14 protein-coding genes are annotated in these 17,297 nt (G+C 34.7%); 10 read left to right on the plus strand and 4 right to left on the minus strand.

What is annotated here, in order from left to right; genetic code table 11:
- Positions 1 to 5 precede the first annotated feature (5 nt).
- Positions 6 to 1,340: an ankyrin repeat domain-containing protein gene (locus EF513_RS03990; protein ID WP_125216125.1), complete on the plus strand. Its 1,335-nt coding sequence runs from the start codon at positions 6 to 8 to the stop codon at positions 1,338 to 1,340.
- A gap of 753 nt (positions 1,341 to 2,093) precedes the next feature.
- On the plus strand, positions 2,094 to 2,456 hold the full coding sequence (locus EF513_RS03995) for a hypothetical protein (RefSeq protein ID WP_125216126.1): 363 nt from the start codon (positions 2,094 to 2,096) through the stop codon (positions 2,454 to 2,456).
- A 122-nt stretch (positions 2,457 to 2,578) separates the two neighbouring features.
- Here EF513_RS03995 and murJ read toward each other — a convergent pair whose 3' ends face one another.
- Positions 2,579 to 4,105: a murein biosynthesis integral membrane protein MurJ gene (gene murJ / locus EF513_RS04000; RefSeq protein ID WP_125216127.1), complete on the minus strand. Its 1,527-nt coding sequence runs from the start codon at positions 4,103 to 4,105 to the stop codon at positions 2,579 to 2,581.
- A 311-nt stretch (positions 4,106 to 4,416) separates the two neighbouring features.
- On the opposite strand from murJ, the gene dnaK reads away from it, so the two are divergent.
- The 5 genes from dnaK (at position 4,417) to EF513_RS04025 (ending at position 10,711) form a co-directional block, all read left to right on the plus strand.
- Entirely contained in the window at positions 4,417 to 6,342 is a 1,926-nt protein-coding gene (gene dnaK, locus EF513_RS04005) for a molecular chaperone DnaK (protein WP_125216128.1), read from the plus strand.
- 71 nt (positions 6,343 to 6,413) lie between these two features.
- Entirely contained in the window at positions 6,414 to 7,568 is a 1,155-nt protein-coding gene (dnaJ, locus tag EF513_RS04010; protein WP_125216129.1) for a molecular chaperone DnaJ, read from the plus strand.
- A 265-nt stretch (positions 7,569 to 7,833) separates the two neighbouring features.
- Entirely contained in the window at positions 7,834 to 8,784 is a 951-nt protein-coding gene (locus EF513_RS04015; RefSeq protein ID WP_125216130.1) for a thiamine pyrophosphate-dependent dehydrogenase E1 component subunit alpha, read from the plus strand.
- On the plus strand, positions 8,771 to 9,880 hold the full coding sequence (locus EF513_RS04020; protein WP_206425184.1) for an alpha-ketoacid dehydrogenase subunit beta: 1,110 nt from the start codon (positions 8,771 to 8,773) through the stop codon (positions 9,878 to 9,880). Before EF513_RS04015 ends, EF513_RS04020 begins: the two co-directional genes overlap by 14 nt.
- Before the next feature lie 3 nt (positions 9,881 to 9,883).
- A complete protein-coding gene (locus EF513_RS04025; RefSeq protein ID WP_125216131.1) occupies positions 9,884 to 10,711 on the plus strand; it encodes a glycosyltransferase in 828 nt (275 codons plus the stop codon).
- 664 nt (positions 10,712 to 11,375) lie between these two features.
- Here EF513_RS04025 and EF513_RS08015 read toward each other — a convergent pair.
- Together EF513_RS08015 and EF513_RS04035 are read right to left on the minus strand one after the other, a co-directional pair.
- Positions 11,376 to 12,362, minus strand: coding sequence for a hypothetical protein (locus tag EF513_RS08015; RefSeq protein ID WP_206425185.1), 987 nt, complete (start codon positions 12,360 to 12,362; stop codon positions 11,376 to 11,378).
- Between the two features lie 411 nt (positions 12,363 to 12,773).
- Positions 12,774 to 14,015 carry a coiled-coil domain-containing protein gene (locus EF513_RS04035; protein WP_125216132.1) on the minus strand — a complete coding sequence of 414 codons (1,242 nt, stop codon included), beginning with the start codon at positions 14,013 to 14,015 and terminating at the stop codon, positions 12,774 to 12,776.
- Between the two features lie 313 nt (positions 14,016 to 14,328).
- On the opposite strand from EF513_RS04035, the gene rpmI reads away from it, so the two are divergent.
- From rpmI to EF513_RS04050, 3 genes are all read left to right on the plus strand, one after another.
- Positions 14,329 to 14,541, plus strand: coding sequence for a 50S ribosomal protein L35 (gene rpmI / locus EF513_RS04040; RefSeq protein ID WP_125216133.1), 213 nt, complete (start codon positions 14,329 to 14,331; stop codon positions 14,539 to 14,541).
- Positions 14,542 to 14,544: 3 nt separating this feature from the next.
- The gene (gene rplT, locus EF513_RS04045; RefSeq protein ID WP_125216134.1) at positions 14,545 to 14,910 is read left to right on the plus strand and encodes a 50S ribosomal protein L20; all 366 of its coding nucleotides are present in this window, start codon (positions 14,545 to 14,547) and stop codon (positions 14,908 to 14,910) included.
- Positions 14,911 to 15,132: 222 nt separating this feature from the next.
- Complete coding sequence (locus EF513_RS04050) at positions 15,133 to 16,659, plus strand: ankyrin repeat domain-containing protein (RefSeq protein WP_125216135.1); 1,527 nt, start codon at positions 15,133 to 15,135, stop codon at positions 16,657 to 16,659.
- Positions 16,660 to 16,805: 146 nt separating this feature from the next.
- On the opposite strand, the gene ruvC is transcribed toward EF513_RS04050, so the two are convergent.
- Complete coding sequence (gene ruvC / locus EF513_RS04055; RefSeq protein WP_125216136.1) at positions 16,806 to 17,297, minus strand: crossover junction endodeoxyribonuclease RuvC; 492 nt, start codon at positions 17,295 to 17,297, stop codon at positions 16,806 to 16,808.

The raw sequence follows: 17,297 nt of genomic DNA on the forward strand, positions 1-17,297 counted from the left end.
ACATCATGAAATTAACCATGTTTTTAAAATTGAGTTTTAGCTTATTAGCAGCTTCAAGTGTATTCGCTGAAGGCTTGCCTAGTTTGCCAGAGTTACCTTCTGTTAAGCTTATTGATGGTTCTAAGAGTAATACAACCCAGACAGTGCCCGAAGTGGATGTTTCTCCGCCTCCAATTGAAATGCCTGAAATTCCGGATGTGGGATTAAGTCCTACTGAAAATAAACCGGTTAATATAGCTAAGCCGCAGTCAGTAGAAAATCATTCAAAAACCTCTCTTTCCAATCCCAATGATACAACGCCGCAAAATAGCACTTCTAATAATGCTTATCCTGGTATGCCTAAAATTACCGAGCCGCAATTACCACGTAGCGTAGATTTTAATGTTCCAATGGATAATAAAGACATTAACAAAACTAATATAGAGGTTCCTGAGACAATGAAGCCAGAAACGGCACCAGCTCCTGTAATGGCTCCTGCACCAACTGCTGAAGAATCAGCTAAGCTCATAGACCAGCTAACTAAAAGAAACGAAAATAAGCTACAAGTCCCACCTCAGGCAGTTAAATTACCACAACCAATGCCAGTTGAACTCAAGTCATCAACAATGCCGTCTTTACCAGAAGATTCGGGAAGCTTGCCATTTACTGATGCAGCTTCGTTTGAAGATGCATTCTCATCTTTTTCTCCAGATCAGGTGAAACTTAAAGGAAAAAAAGATGACATAGATAATATGTCTAAGAGTCTAAACCAACTTAATAAAGATATAAAATCAAATAAACAAAAACAACTAGAAGAAGCTTTTGATTTAAATTATAAAACTCAAACTTTATCATCACAGTTTTATCGTAATTTAAAAGATAACAATAACCAGCATTTGCCAGAACTGGTGACTAGGGAAACTTATGCTGAAGCCTGTATGCTAGCAATTGACAATAATAATTTAGAGGATCTAAAATCTTTACTGGAAAACATTGATGTTAATCAAGTATTAGATTACGAGCTTAATAATCTATTAACTTATGCTGTCATGAGTAAAAAACATAATATTATTACTTGGTTGCTTGCAACTAAGATCAATATTAATCGTCAGAATATTTATGGTGCCAGTGCGCTTCATGCTGCAGTGATTAATAATGATAAAGCAGCCATAGTTAAACTGTTAAAAAATAAAATAGATTATAAATTAAAAGATAAAAATAATATGAGAGCAATCGACTATGCCCGTGAAATGGGTCGAGGCGAAATATTATCTTTGCTAGATAAAACAGAAGCTGAAAATCAAAAACTTTCTGAAGCCGCAAATGTTATTCACAAGAAAAAAATTAAGCATAAGTATTAAGTCCTATACAAGTGTTTTATTTTAGTTATCAGTATTCTATAAAATTAGCTAAAAGTATTATTTTAAAATAAATATTTTTGCTGCACATTAATAGTAATAAATAACATGAGCTTAAAACAATTTAGGCGGTGACTAGCAATCGGAAGCATGAATAAACCTAATAATAAAGAAAGTTTCTTGTAAAAAATTCTATTCTTTTGACAGCTCCTACTGTCAAAAATACTCGCTTTATTCAGATCAATATTTTCTGCCAGGTAGACAGGCAGTTAATTTTAGTTAAGGGGCGATCAAAGCTGCTAATTAACGCAATACTACAAGAAATGAAGAGTTTTAGAAGTACTAGAATGTGGCTGTAATAATAAGAAAGAGTTTATTATAAAGTTTACTTACTTTTAAAATGCAATGTTTGGAGCTATATAATAAATCAGCAGTAAAAGTACTAGAAGTGCTAGAGTGATATATTTGTTTTATATAAATCATTGTGTTAAAGATCTCTTGAAATATTAGATTCTACTTGTTGTGTTGTAATTTTGTCTTTACCCATTTGGTCGGAAGCCATGATTAATATTTTTGAGTATAATAATGATTACAGCAAATAGCATAGCAACAAATTATCAATCCAATATGGCAACATAAGCAGAAAGCCATAAGCTTATAAGCTAAGTGATAAGGCAAAATTATAATACTCTTTATGGGCTTGCTTTAAATACATGGACCACTAGCGTCTGGTTTGGGTGCGTTAAGGTTTTAAGTATGAATGTGCGTGCAAACACAATAATGCTTGGTGATGAAAAACCAACTAGTATAGCCTTTAAAAATGGCCATATTAATGCTGATAATATTTTTATTAGTAATAAATGTAATATAAGTTCTGGTGATACTAAATTTAGCGGGGTTGTTTATTGGTTAAACCCTCAAGATTTTAATAATATATATTGGACCTGGGCTAACCAAGGAATTAAATATAATTACGAGACCTTAGATCGGCATTCAGAAGAATTGCAAGATATTAGCTACAAATATAACAATATAGAGAATCAAAATCTCGACGATTTAAATATTGATGTTGCTATATTGGAAGAGGCTAACTTAGCAGAAAGTGATTATTTCCAATAACCCACAATATCATGACTACCAATTTGGGTATATTCAAAGCACTTTAAGAAGTGAATAGGAAAATGCTGAGCAGCATAGCATTGATAAATTTATACCCAATACCTTCAAGATACCGAGAAGGCTTATTTTTTTCGGCGCAGTATTTGTTTCAATTCTCTTATATCTACAATTTTCAACACTATACTAAACAGTAAATATGCTGAAAATAATATGCCCAGCTGGATCAGTACGTTAATTATTTCTATACAATTTGGTAAAGCTATAAAGGTTACAACTTGCCCAACAGCAAAGTAAAGTAGGATAGAGCCACATAATATTGCTGAAAGCCTAATAAGCAACCTTCTATCAAACCTAAATAGCTTTCTGTGATAAGCTATAATCATTAGCAGCAAGGAATTAATACAGGAAGATATCAGAGTGCTTATGGCAATACCTAAAAAGGAATGCCATAATTGTAAGAATAATAAATTAAAAGCTAGGTTGGTAATCAGCGAAAAAACTGCAATTAAAAAAGGAGTTTTAGTATCATAATTGGCATAAAAAACCGGAGTAAAAATTTTATTTAAGATAAAGCTCGGTAACGCCATAATTAATATTGCCAGTAACTGAGCAGTAGCAATAGTATCTTCTGCTATAAATTTGCCATGTTGGAAAGTGGCGGAAATAATAGGTTCGCTCATTCCTAACACAATAAAGCTAGTTGGGATGCATAGAAACATACAAATTTCACAAGTGCGATTAATCAGATTATTAATTGAATTATAATCATTTTTCTCATGCAATTTGCTAAAATTAGGCAATAGTACGACGCTTATCGAAGTGCCTATTAACGCAAGAGGTAATTGTACAATGCGATCAGCATAATAAATTAAAGAAACAGCCTTGGGATAAAAAGTAGCAATTATAGTACTAACCCATAAATTAATTTGCACAATTGAAGCACTTAAAATGCCGGGTAACATAGTTTTGATAAACTTTCTAATGTCTTGATCCAAAACAATTTTAGTAATACGTAATCTAATATTATATTTTTTGCTGTTAATAATGATATATACAAGCTGGGCAATGCCGGAAAGTACAATACTTAAACATAAATAATGTACGAGCTTAGGGTGATCATTAAAAAATATAAGGGCAATAATCATAGATACGTTTAAAATTAACGGTGAAATTGCCACAGCGGTAAATTTGTTGATCGAACTAAGCATTCCTCCATAAAGAGCAGATAAAGACATAAAGATTAGGTAGGGGAAGGTGATTCTTGATAAAATTACTACTAATCGAAAAGTTTTAGGTTCATTAACAAAGCCTGGCGCTAAAACTTTCATAATTTGGGGCATGAAAATTTCAACAATAATAGTTAGTAAAGTTAAAACTATAATTAAAGCCATCTGTACATGGGAGGCATATTTTAAGGCGGTTTGGGAATCAGAAGTATATTTTCGAGAAAACATTGGTACGAAAGAAGCAGTAAAAGCCCCTTCGGCAAAGAAGCTGCGAAATACATTGCTAAACCTAAAAGCAATATGGAAGGCATTAGCATAGTCACCAGCCCCAATAAAAGTAGCCATTAAAATTTCACGTGCATATCCAAAAACACGCGAAATTAAAGTACAAAAACTAATAATAATAGAAGATTTTAAAATCATAAAGCTAACTGAAGTTAATAAGAATGAAGTTTCTTGGTTTGAGTGTGCTTAGTCTATCAAAGCTCAATAGATTAATAAATGAAATTTTTAGTCATTTGATTAATCAGAAGCTAATAATGTAAGATAATAGCTTAAAAATTTATTTGCCTTTTAATTTTACAGCAAATCTTTGAAATTAAAGGGTTAATTTAGTTAGATAGAGAATGCCCCAGCAAGGTTACAACGAATTTAAATAAACAATTTAAATGTAAGTGGCTTGAATTTATCAAAACATAAACTATATAACAAAAAACATTTAAAAGGATAATGAAATGAGTAAAGTTATAGGTATCGATCTTGGTACAACCAACTCTTGTGTTGCTATTATGGATGGCAAGACAGCAAAGGTAATAGAAAATAAAGAGGGTGCCAGAACTACTCCCTCAGTTGTAGCCTTTTTAGCTGCTACAGGTGAAAGAGTAGTAGGCGCTGCTGCCAAGCGTCAAGCTGTTACTAATCCTGAAAATACTATTTTTGCTTCAAAGCGCTTAATTGGTCGTAGGTTTGATGATCCAACCGTTAAAAAAGACCAAGAAATTGTACCATATAAAATTGTTAAAGCCGATAATGGTGATGCTTGGATTGAAGTAAAAGGTGAAAAATATTCGCCAAGTCAAATCGGTGCTTTTATTTTACAAAAAATGAAAGAATCAGCAGAGCATTATTTAGGTGAAACTGTAACTAAAGCGGTGATTACCGTTCCTGCTTATTTTAATGATGCTCAGCGTCAAGCTACTAAAGATGCAGGGCGCATTGCAGGGCTTGAAGTATTAAGAATTATTAACGAACCTACTGCTGCAGCTTTAGCTTATGGCTTAGATAAAAAAGGTAACAAAACCATCGTAGTATATGACTTAGGTGGTGGTACTTTTGACGTATCAGTGCTTGAGATTGGTGATGGGGTATTTGAAGTAAAATCTACTAATGGGGATACATTCCTTGGTGGTGAAGATTTTGATATGAGAGTACTTGAATTTTTAGCTGATGAGTTTAAAAAAGAACAGGGCATGGATTTAAAAAAGGATCCGTTAGCTTTACAAAGGTTAAAAGAAGCAGCTGAAAAAGCTAAAATCGAGCTTTCAAGTGTTATGGAAACAGATATTAACTTACCTTATATTACTGCCGATCAATCAGGTCCAAAGCACTTAAATATTAAGCTTACCAGAGCAAAACTTGAGCAATTAGTAGGTGATTTAGTTCAACGTACCATTAAACCATGTGAGAACGCTCTTAAAGATGCTGGTATCCAAGCTTCACAAATTGATGAAGTAATATTGGTGGGTGGTATGACCCGTATGCCAAAAGTAATTGAGACTGTAAAACAATTCTTTGGTAAAGAACCACATAAAGGTGTTAACCCGGATGAAGTAGTAGCAATGGGTGCTGCAATTCAAGGTGGGGTATTGCAAGGTGATGTAAAAGATTTATTATTACTTGATGTAACTCCGCTTTCATTAGGACTTGAAACTTTAGGGGGCGTGTTTACTAAATTAATTGATCGTAATACTACTATTCCTACTACTAAAAGCCAGGTATTCTCTACTGCAGACGATAATCAATCAGCTGTAACGATTAGAGTGTTCCAAGGTGAGCGTGCGATGGCTGCAGATAATAAAATGCTAGGGCAATTTAATTTAGAAGGTATCGCACCAGCTCCACGAGGCATGCCACAGATTGAAGTGACTTTTGATATTGATGCAAATGGTATAGTGCAAGTATCAGCTAAAGATAAAGCTACTGGTAAAGAGCAGCAAATTCGGATTCAAGCATCTGGGGGTTTAAGTGATGAAGATATCAATCAGATGGTGAAAGATGCTGAGGCCCATGCGCAAGAAGATAAAGAGCGCCAGGAGCTAATTCATGCTAAAAACCATGCAGATACATTACTTTATAGTATTGATAAAAACTTAAAAGAGTATGGTGATAAGCTTGATAATGCAACCAAAGAGCAAATTGAAGCCGATCATAAAGCATTAAAAGAAGCGCTAGAAGAAGGTAAAGATTTAGAAAAAATTACCCAGCTTACTGAAAAACTTACCCAATCATCCATGAAAATTGGGGAAATGATGTATCAAGCTCAACAAGCTCAAGCTGCTTCTGCAGAGGAAGGGGCATCAGGTGCAGACGAAGCTACTTCTGCTAATGATGAAAAAGTAGTTGATGCTGATTATAAAGAGGTTAATAAAGATAATCAGTAACAATAACTAAAAACCCATTATTCAATTTAGAGGGGCTTTAACAAGCCCCTATTATTTAGAGAAGCAAAACTATGAGCAAAGAAGATTATTACCAATTATTGGAAGTAAGCAAAGGTGCATCAAAGGATGATTTAAAAAAGGCTTATCGTAAGCTTGCCATGCAATATCATCCAGATCGTAACCCAGGAAATAAAGAAGCTGAAACAAAATTCAAGAAAATTTCTGAAGCTTATGAAGTTCTTTCGGATGATCAAAAACGTGCGGCCTATGACCAATATGGCCATGCAGCTTTTGCCCAAGGGCAAGGAGGTATGGGTGGCGAAGGTGGCTTTGGTGGATTCGACTTTGGCGGTGGAGGTGGCTTCTCTGACATATTTAGTGATATCTTTGGCGAATTTGTAGGAGGAGCAGGTGGCAGGCAAGCCCAGCCGCAAAATAACCGTGGTTCAGATCTAAGATATAATTTAGAAATTAGCCTGGAAACCGCCTTTCAGGGTAAAACTGAAAAGATTAAGTTTAGAACTTATGCTTCGTGTGACGAGTGTCATGCAACTGGCAGTAAAAATAAAAAATCTGCGGAAAATTGCCATAGCTGCCATGGAAGTGGTAGAACACGAATGCAGCAAGGTTTCTTTGTTGTTGAAAAAACCTGTGCGACTTGTGGTGGCTCCGGAAAAATGATCAAAGATCCATGCCAGAAATGTTCCGGTCATGGTCGCGTACAAAAAGAAAAAACTCTTGAAGTTACAATTCCTGCCGGTGTAGATGAGGGTACTAGAATTAGATTATCAGGCGAAGGTGAAGCAGGAATTAGAGGTGGTATTCCAGGTGATTTATATATTTTTATTAAAATAGCTAAACATAAATTCTTCGAGCGTGAAGGCGATCACCTTTATTGTACTATACCTATCAAAATGACTACCGCAGCGCTAGGAGGTACCATAGAAGTGCCAACCATTGATGGTAATATTGCTAAAGTGACTATCCCTCATGGTACTCAACCAGGAGATAAGCTCAGGCTTAAAGGTAAAGGAATGCATGTAATGCGTGCTAACAAAGCCAGGGGGGATATGTTTATTATCATCAATGTAGAAATACCCGTTAAACTTAACGCTAAGCAAAAGGAGCTTTTAGAAGAATTAGATAAAGCTATAGAAGCAGATAGTTCGCCTAAATCTAGCGGTTTTTTTAGTAAGATTAAAGAAATGTTTGGAGGAGAGGAGTAGCTTCCTCTCTAGCTTTTTATTGCTAAAAGGTTCTTAATATACCACTGTGTGAGGTTAGCTCTAAAGAATTTGTGGCGGGTTAAGAATTCATTGAAAATAAGAAGCCAAAGCTCGGATTAGCTTTGGCTTTCAGCCTAACTGCAACTGCCGCATGCATACGCTATTCTTACTCTACCAGCTCTTTACATTTATTTGCTATACTACTAAGTTGACAAAGTTTGGTGCAAGTGATAACCATAATTTTTAAACTTTTAGTATACAATCCATGCAGACAAATCTATCTTTGGTTCCTAAATTATATTATAAAACTTTACTCATTCGTGAAGTTGAAGAATTTATCACTAAAATCTATTTTACCGATAATATCAAAAGCCCAGTTCATTTATCCATCGGTCAAGAGGCGGTAGCAGCTGCAATATGTGATGTGATGCAAGAGAAAGATCTCATATCCAACACCTATAGGTGCCATGCAACTTATATTGCCAAGGGTGGCAATTTAAAAGAGATGATGGCTGAATTATATGGTAAGAAAACAGGATGTGCTGGTGGTAAAGCGGGTTCTATGCATCTTATTGATATGGCCAATGGGGTACTTGGTGCTTCTGCAGTAGTCGGTACTACTATTCCGGTGGCTACAGGCTTTGCGTTATCATTCAAACAACGTAGCACTCCGCAAGTAGTAGTGGCTATGTTTGGTGATGGTGCGACTGAAGAAGGATGCTTTACTGAATCAATTAATTTTGCAGCTTTACATAAATTACCAATTTTATTCGTATGCGAAAATAATGGCTATGCAATTCATAATCCAATTGAAAATAGATGGCCTAAACAAAATATCGTACAACGAGTTGCAACTTATGGGTTAATTACCGATTATGTTTATAATGGTGATATATTTGAAATGCGTGATAAAACTGCAAGCCTGCTTGAAAGAGTAAGAGCAGGGGAAGGACCGGCTTTTATTGAGATTAAAACCTATCGTTATAAGGAACATGTAGGTCCCAATGATGATATTGATGAAATATATCGTGATATTGCTGAATATCAAAAATGGCGTGAAATTGATCAAATTGATAGACTTGCCGGTATGCTTCCGGAAGCAATTCGTACCCAAATAGAGCAACAAGTAAACGCAGAAATTGAAGAAGCAGTTAAATTTGCAGAGCAAAGTCCATACCCAACCGAAAAGGATTTATATAATAATGTCTATGCATAGTGAATTAGTTTTAGAACCAAATATAGCGGAAGAAAACTCGCTTAGAGAAATTACGTATGCTGAAGCTCTAAGGGAAGCTACAGCTCAAGAAATGGAGCGTAATGAAGATGTATTTCTATTTGGGCTAGATGTTGATGATCATAAAGGAATCCAAGGTTCCACTTTGGGTCTTAAAGAGCAATTTGGGCCATTAAGGGTGTTTGGTACTCCGCTTTCAGAAGATGCGATGACCGGCATTGCAATTGGTGCTGCCATGGCTGGTAGGAGGCCAATTCATGTGCATATTCGTATGGATTTTATGCTGCTTGCTATGAATCAATTGATCAATATTGCTGCTAAAGCGCATTATATGTATGAAGGACAGGTGAAGGTTCCGTTAGTAATTAGAACTATGGTTGGTAGATCTTGGGGGCAAGGTGCCCAGCATTCACAATCACTACATTCATTATTTATGCATATACCTGGGCTTAAAGTAATTGCTCCTTCTAATCCGCATGATGCTAAAGGAATGTTAATTGCCGCGATTCGTGATGATAACCCAGTAGTTTTTATCGAGCATAGATTACTTTATAATACTAAAAATTATGTGAATTCAGATTGTTATTCATTGCCAATTGGTAAGGCGCGTATTTTCCATCAAGGTAGTGATATTACTATTGTTGCGGTTTCTCACATGGTAATTGAAGCTTTACGTGCACAGAAATTATTAGCGCAAGTGGGTATTAGTGCTGAAATTATTGATCCGGTAACTTTACACCCGATGGATTATGAGAGCATAGTTGCATCTTTAAAAAAAACCAAGAAATTGTTAATTGTAGACAATGCCTGGTTAAATTGTGGGTTATCCAGTGAGCTTATGGCAAAAATGGTTGAGATGCTGCCACATGGTATTGATGATAAACCATTGCAAATGAGTCGGATGGGTTTTGCACATACGCCATGCCCAACTACTAGGGTGCTGGAAGATTTATTCTATCCAAATGCCATCACCATTTCTCAGCAGGCTTTTAAAATGGTGGCAAGCCAAGAATTAGATATAAGTCATTTAAAGCTTGAAGCAGCTAAAGAAATTGAATCATTTAAGGGGCCATTTTAATTAATGAAATATCCAAAAATTTCGGTAATAACCGCTGTCCGTAATGGGGAAAAAACTTTACAGAAAGCTATTGATTCTTTAAGAGCTCAAAATTATCCTAACCTTGAATATATCGTTTTAGAGGACGGTTCTACCGATAACACTATAGATATTATCAAAAAAAATCAGGATTTAATTCATTATTTTGAATCTAAACCTGATGGTAGAGCAACTGAAGCCTATATTCGTGGAATTGAAATTGCCAGCGGCGACCTAATTCAGTTTTTAAACGCCGATGATTATTATGAAGGAAATGTTTTAGAAAAAGTGGGAGCATTATATTGTAGTAATCCAGGTATAGAAGTCATTTCCTGTCCGGTAAAGATTATAGATAGTAATGGTGTTATTTTATCTGAAGCTACAGGAAATAAACTAGATTTAACTTTAGAGCGCTTAGTTAAAACTTGCCTTACTAATGCCCGTTTTTTTAGTATAAATCTTTTTAGGCAGCTCGGTAGCTTAGAAATTAGAGATAACAATGGTCAGGAGATAATCAGTGCAGATAGAGAGTTCTTATTTAGGTTAATTGCTCATAAAACTCAATATAGTAATGTAGATAATTGCTATTATGTCTATTTAAGTCATCCTGGTTCTAAAACCATCGGTAATAATTTAAAAAATTTGGTGAGAACCCAAAGTGAGCATATTAAGCTGGCTTTAAAGTATCTAAACGCCAATAAATTTCCGCAATTTAGAGATAGATTGCAATTGTTTCTGTTTTTACTTAAGAGCATTAGAAGACTGGTAAAATCATCTATTGCCTGTAAGATGAGAGTCTTGTTTGATGTTTAAAATTAAGCAAGCTTTTGGATAAAAATTTCCTAAACCTCTGATTCTTGTTAGTTTATAAAGTTTGCTCTTTTTTAGTTATGTATTGTATACCGCTTGAATAATAAGTAATTATAAAAATCAGCTTTTACTAGGTTTTCAAATAATTTTGCTTTTAAATACTAATTGTTATTTGTCAATGAAGTAACAAAGCTGCCTTGCAAACCAGCTCAATAATGTTCAAGGTACCACTAAATATACATACGCAAAGACATATTTTATATAATTATTTAAATTGAAAATGTTAGAAGAGTATAGGAAGAGAGGATATTGCTGACTGAATTGGCTACAAGAACTTGGTACAAAATATTTTCCACCACATGCTCTTGTACTGATGATATATAAAAATAATTCTATATAAATCTATTTCTAAGCAGTTTGGATAAACCTATTAATCCCCTCAAACTTATTATCAATGTTTATTAAAATAACTATAATGGTAATAAAACTTCCATTGGGTATTTTAGCTGGGGTGTACTGCTACAAAAAATGAATAATAAGAGGAGTGTTTTTAACTCGAAGGTTTGCTAGGCTGTAATGTTATCTTTTGCTAAAAATATCATACTACTTAATAAAAAAAGGTCCTAAAAATTAGGACCTTTTTTTATAATATAGAATTAATTCTATATTAATTACCACGAACGTTGGTACGTTTAGCTGTATTTGCCAATGCTGAAGCAAAATTACCAACTTTAACGCTAACAATAGTGCCCATGCTTGTAAAGTTTCTGCTAATAACTCCTGGTACAACATAGCTTGCAGCAGTTGCAACTTTAGCACTGTTTCTACCAATAAAGTTAGAAGCACCACTTAAAGCTGGAATATGACGTCCTGCAACATAAATTACAGCAGCAGCAACAGTAAGACCAACTAAAGCTTTAGCTGCATATTTAGCTACATTTAAAGTTGTGCTTGCAAAGCTTTTCACTTTATTCACACCGGTTTCACCAAGAACTTTGTTTGCCACTTTACCAACCACTTTACCAACAAAGTTAGAAACAGTGGAAACAGCTTTGGAAGCCCATTCAACTGGCTTAGAAGCTAATACACCAGCATAAGGAATTGAAGCTACCCAATTATATACTTTAACAACTAAATTACCTGACCAGACGAAAGGAGCTGCAACTTTACTTGCTGCGTAGTTGAAAGCTGTATCATAAGTTTTTGCACCCCATACAAAAGGAGCTGCAATTGCTTGCCCCCAAGTTTTAGCTGGCAGTTGTTTTTGATCTTTATTTTTTTTCATATCGTCTACTTCCCCTGTGTCTTTTGTGCCTTTTGTGGTTATTACTTTCTTTGCTGTTGCTTTCTCTGCTTCTGCTTTCTTTGCTGTTGCTTTCTCTGCTTCTGCTTTCTTTGCTGCTTCTGCTTTCTCTGCTTCTGCTTTCTTTGCTGCTTCTGCTTTCTCTGCTTCTGCTTTCTCTGATTCTGCTTTCTCTGCTTCTGCTTTCTCTGATTCTGCTTTCTCTGATTCTGCTTTCTCTGCTTCTGCTTTCTTTGCTGCTTCTGCTTTCTTTGCTGCTTCTGCTTTCTCTGATTCTGCTGTTTGATCTTCTGCTGGAGCTACTGTTTGATCTACTACTGGAGCTTCTGCTTGAACTTCTGCTTGATCCATTTTATACCTCTTTAAAGTTTAAAAATTAAAAATTTAGTAAACAAAATTTAAACTTAATATATTTCAAAATTTAAAATTGTCAACAAAAGATAATAAAAAATTTACTTATTATTAAATATCGCTAACAAAAAGTTTCAAACTTTGTATGACTTCCTTTGAAAATTAATAATTTTTAAAGGAAGCAATGTTAAGCTCTATACTTAATAGTTAAATTACTATAACTCCATTAATTATAAAGAATTATTTAATGTGATTTGCAATTTTATTTCAATAGAAATCTAAAACTAGCGTAAATTAATCACAAAGTTAATAAAAATATTAATAATTTAATTTTGCTTTTGTAATGTCAAGGCTGCAGAATGTTAAAAAAGAGCCCATTAATATAGGCTCTTTTGATTACATTTAAGCAATTTATTTGTTAATCATTGCATTCTGAATATTCTGAGCCTGTTGGGCTAAAGCTTCAGTAGCATTACCACCCTTAAATTTGCTGCTACAAGTTGCCCATAATTCTTTTGAAACTGTAGCGATTTTAGTGCGAGCACTTTGCATAGCTTGCGGTGCAGCTTTATTGCCTAAATAATAGGCGATACTTATCCCGCAGACAGCTAGAATAGCAATCCCTGCAATTTTAGCGTAAGTAGGGATTTCATTATAAGCTTTGCCGGCACGCTCTTTAATGATATTCCAAAGTGGTTTGGTTGCAGCTTCTTTGGCGTTGTTAGCTTGTTGCTCTTTTTCATTTAAAGCTTGTGTCGTTTGTTCTTGTGATTCGGTGAGTTGTTTATTAACACCTGCAAGCTCTAATTCTAGAGCGTTTCTATTTTTGTTGGCCTCTTCTAGATTGATGTTTGCTTGATTAATTTCTTGCTGTGCTTCAGTCAATTGAGTTTGAATCTCTATAATGGCCTGACCTTTGTTGCCTAAATCTTTTTGAGCCTGTTCTTGTGATTCGGTGAGTTGTGCCTTAACTTCTGTAAGCTTTGTTTGTAGGCCTGAAGCTATTTCTGCTTGTTCTTTTGATTTGGCGAGTTGTTGTTTAGCCTCTTCAAGCTTTGCTTCTAGAGCCTTGATTGTTGTATCAGCTGCTTTTTTATCATTATTAGCTTGCTGCTCTTTTTCGCCTAAATCTTTTTCTGCTTGTTCTTTTGCACCTAAAGCTTTTTTCGCTTGTGCTTGGAATGCGGTGAGTTGTTTTTGAAGTGTATCTACCTTTTCTGTTAGAGCGCTGTTCTTTTTGCTGGCTTCATTTTTTGCATCTAAAGCTTTTTTTGCTTGGGCTTGTGATGCGGTAAGCTTTTCTCCTAGATCTTTATTGTTTTGGTAAACTTTGGTTTTAGCTTTATTATCTGCCGCAAGCTGTGCTTCTAATTTTTGAATGGCTTGTACGTTTTTTAAGATTTCTTGCTCGAGAAGCTCGCGTATTCTATCTTTGTCTGCGATTTCCGTTCTTAATTTCTCTATATCATCTTCCTGGTCCTGGTTAAATTTATCAATTAACTTGATACTGATATCCGAGGTATCCTTAGCTATATTTAAGGCACTCACATCACGATAAGTAGGAGAGCCTGGCTGATAATTTAACTGACTCCATCTTGGTTGCTGTGGTGAAGGAGGTACTTCATATTTGTCTTTTTCTTGATTATTAGCCATAACTTTAAGCTCCTTATTACTTATTGTTGTTATAATTTAGTTATTAACAGTCTGATATATAAACAAATAATTAATCTTACCACAACCTTTACTATACAAACATTTCTTTATCAAGAAAATTTAACCAAAAGTTTACAAAACTGTGTTGGTGGTAAATCAAAGTTAAATTAATGAACTAATATAACCCCATAAAAAAGCTTAAATTTGACATTTTGATCAATTTAATTATTATATCCCTACTTTATAGAAAAGGCCGTAACTATGGCATGCCTTAATGTAAAGTCTAAAAATAAACCATTTTTTGGAGTATAAAATGCCTAAATTAAAAACTAAAAGCGGAGTTAAAAAGCGCTTTAAAGTTTCAGCAACCGGTAAGGTTATTGCTACCCAAGCAGGTAAACGTCATGGAATGATTAAGCGTACTAATGCGCAAATTCGTAACCAACGTGGAACTACTATACTTAGTGATTGCGATGCAAAAATCGTATTCAAATTTATGCCATATAATAGAAAGTTAAGGGGTTAAGCAATGGCTCGTGTAAAAACCGGCGTAACAACTCGCGCCCGTCATAAAAAAATTCTTAAATTAGCAAAAGGCTATCGTGGTCGTGCTAAAAATTGTTATAGAATTGCAGTAGAAAAAGTTGAAAAAGCATTACAATATGCTTATCGTGATCGCCGTGCTAAAAAGCGTGATTTCAGAAGACTTTGGATTCAACGTGTTAATGCGGCCGTAAGAATGTTCGACCTTACATATTCGCAATTTATTCATGGCATCGCCTTAGCCGGCATTGAAGTGGACCGTAAAATTTTAGCAGATTTAGCAGTGAATGAACCAGCAGGTTTTGAAAAAATTGTTGATTTAGCTAAAAAAGCGCTCGAGCAAAAGCAATAGTAGCAAAAACTATTTGTATACAATAGCTATTTAAGCCTCCTGAATTCAGGAGGCTTTTTATTATAATAATTTTTAGAATAAACCTGCTTCCCTATTATCCCCTCTATAAAATAAACGGGTTATACTCATATTTGTGTAAAATTTAATAATTTTCACCTAGTCAACCAAAAGATGCATAAACTAGAGTGAAAATGTTAACTAATAATCACAAGATGTTACATCATGCCTAATTCTATTTCTCCTTTAAAAATAAACCATGCAAGCCAAGTAAATATAGCAGCTGAAGAAAATGCTTCTTCCATTTTAAATGATGAGCGGGATAGCGAATTAATTAATTTAAGGGCAGCTTGGCAACAGGTAAAGATTGCTGAATATGTTGCCAGTAATCAAAATTACGCAAAGCAAATACAAAAAGTGTTATTTCAGGTATTGGCTTTGAAGGAACAGATAGACGATAATGAGGCGAAACATCATAATAATAACTTCGCAAAAGTGTACCGGAAAGTAGAAATGCTTGGACTAAAAGATGCCGTGGTGGAAGAAAATATCTCTTCAATTTTAAATAATGATCAAGTTAACAATTTGATCGGCTTAAGGGTAGCTCAGCTACAACTGCAGATTTATAAATATATTGCCAATAACAATCATACTAGCGATTTTGCAAAGCAAATGCGAATTGGCGAAAGCGTAATCAAAGCATTAGATCAAACTATAACTTTGGTGACACAGCTAATCAATAATGGAGTGAAACATCATAATAATAACTCAATAAAAGTATACCGCGAACCAGAAACTATTGAGCCAAAAGATATTGAAGCAAAATTAGATGATGAAACAACTGCTGTAATACTACCAGTGTATGCCGGTAGGATAGGAGGATATATGATTGCTCAGCAAGATATGACTGAGGAAAGTTTATTGTATGATAGGGTTTATCATAAAGATATCAAAGTTGCCAAAAAAATTATTGAAACCAGAAGCATAGATTTTAATAAACTATGTGACAGGTACCCAGGTTTCTTTATTGCTTTGTTAAAAGTGCAGGATTTTGATTTGTTGGAAATATGTATTAAAGCCGGCATGCCCCTCTGTTCGCATCATAATAGTAACGGTAATATTACGCCTTTGCTTACAGCTATTCAAACTTGTCCGATAGAATTTACGGAACTGTTGCTAAAGAGTGGAGTTAGTTCTACCCAAAGAGGTGGAGCACCATTTTTAACTACCTATTATGTTGCAGATATAGCAATTAGGAACATGTATGATATTACTCCATTGCAGTTGGCGCTTATCCCGAGAGGCGGTAGCAAGACCATGAAACGTGCAGCGGAGCTAGGCAAGCTGCTGGTTAAATATGGGGCTTTAAATGTTTCTCAAAAAGATCGTGATGATTTTTATTATAGAAATAATTATATAAGTTTTGCTTTGGCTATTAACACTCGAGATATAGAATTAATAAGAATGATACTTCAACAAGAGAAGGAGATTGCCTATGGTGGGCCTTACCGAAATGGCGGATGGCTACCTCTTAAGCAGGCTATTAGAATTAAATTTGCCGAATGTATAGCAATTCTTTTAGAGTACGGGGTGCAAGTTGATGCGGAAAGTATAAATGAATGTATTGAGCAGAAATTTACTGAGGGTGCTAAATTACTTTTGGCTCATGCTAAGTTTACGCCCTCAGAAGAAATGGTTAAAAAGGCTTTAGATTTAGACTATTTAGAAGGTGCAAGGTTGGCTTCTGGATAAAATTAGTAGACAACAGGTTCGGCCGAGTTATCCAATAAAAATTCTATTAGATCAGCTAATGGATAAAGAAGAAAAATTACAATCTTTATAATATAAGCTATCTAATCTTTTTTTATGATAAATATGAAAATTTAATATTTAATTTATCAAGCTTTTTTATATAGTTCGTGAAGTTTATTGATACTTAGTCCGGAATAAGCAATAGCTAAAGCATCCGCCTCATCTTGTTGTAAGTTGTTTACACCTAGCATTATACCGAGCATCTTAGCTATTTGTAATTTATCAGCTCTGCCATTACCGGTAATAAATTTTTTAATTTGAGTAGGAGCAATAATTTGGGGGTTAAGGCCTGCCTGCATAAGTGTAAGTATGATAGCTCCTCTGGTAATTCCTAAAATTAAAGAGGTTTTAGGGTTAGAATTTACAAAGCTATCTTCAAGTATGGCAAGATCGGGTGTAAATTGGTTGGCTACCTTGTTAAGTTCTGTATGAATTCTCAATAATTTTTGGTGGTGATCAAAAAGCTTAGATTGAGTTATAACGCCTGAAGCTATATAAGTTACTTTGTTACCTATTGTTTGTACTATTCCCCAGCCGGTATAGTTTGTTCCGGGATCTACTCCCAGGATAATTGGCAT

Source organism: Rickettsiales endosymbiont of Stachyamoeba lipophora, assembly GCF_003932735.1.
Taxonomy (GTDB): domain Bacteria; phylum Pseudomonadota; class Alphaproteobacteria; order Rickettsiales; family 33-17; genus RICK01.

What these genes read in the sequence shown, in the direction of transcription:
- EF513_RS03990 (WP_125216125.1), top strand. Translation starts at nt 6, where the DNA reads ATGAAATTAACCATGTTTTTAAAATTGAGTTTTAGCTTATTAGCAGCT.
- EF513_RS03995 (WP_125216126.1), top strand. Translation starts at nt 2,094, where the DNA reads ATGAATGTGCGTGCAAACACAATAATGCTTGGTGATGAAAAACCAACT.
- murJ (WP_125216127.1), bottom strand. Translation starts at nt 4,105, where the DNA reads ATGATTTTAAAATCTTCTATTATTATTAGTTTTTGTACTTTAATTTCG.
- dnaK (WP_125216128.1), top strand. Translation starts at nt 4,417, where the DNA reads ATGAGTAAAGTTATAGGTATCGATCTTGGTACAACCAACTCTTGTGTT.
- dnaJ (WP_125216129.1), top strand. Translation starts at nt 6,414, where the DNA reads ATGAGCAAAGAAGATTATTACCAATTATTGGAAGTAAGCAAAGGTGCA.
- EF513_RS04015 (WP_125216130.1), top strand. Translation starts at nt 7,834, where the DNA reads ATGCAGACAAATCTATCTTTGGTTCCTAAATTATATTATAAAACTTTA.
- EF513_RS04020 (WP_206425184.1), top strand. Translation starts at nt 8,771, where the DNA reads ATGTCTATGCATAGTGAATTAGTTTTAGAACCAAATATAGCGGAAGAA.
- EF513_RS04025 (WP_125216131.1), top strand. Translation starts at nt 9,884, where the DNA reads ATGAAATATCCAAAAATTTCGGTAATAACCGCTGTCCGTAATGGGGAA.
- EF513_RS08015 (WP_206425185.1), bottom strand. Translation starts at nt 12,362, where the DNA reads ATGGATCAAGCAGAAGTTCAAGCAGAAGCTCCAGTAGTAGATCAAACA.
- EF513_RS04035 (WP_125216132.1), bottom strand. Translation starts at nt 14,015, where the DNA reads ATGGCTAATAATCAAGAAAAAGACAAATATGAAGTACCTCCTTCACCA.
- rpmI (WP_125216133.1), top strand. Translation starts at nt 14,329, where the DNA reads ATGCCTAAATTAAAAACTAAAAGCGGAGTTAAAAAGCGCTTTAAAGTT.
- rplT (WP_125216134.1), top strand. Translation starts at nt 14,545, where the DNA reads ATGGCTCGTGTAAAAACCGGCGTAACAACTCGCGCCCGTCATAAAAAA.
- EF513_RS04050 (WP_125216135.1), top strand. Translation starts at nt 15,133, where the DNA reads ATGCCTAATTCTATTTCTCCTTTAAAAATAAACCATGCAAGCCAAGTA.
- ruvC (WP_125216136.1), bottom strand. Translation starts at nt 17,297, where the DNA reads ATGCCAATTATCCTGGGAGTAGATCCCGGAACAAACTATACCGGCTGG.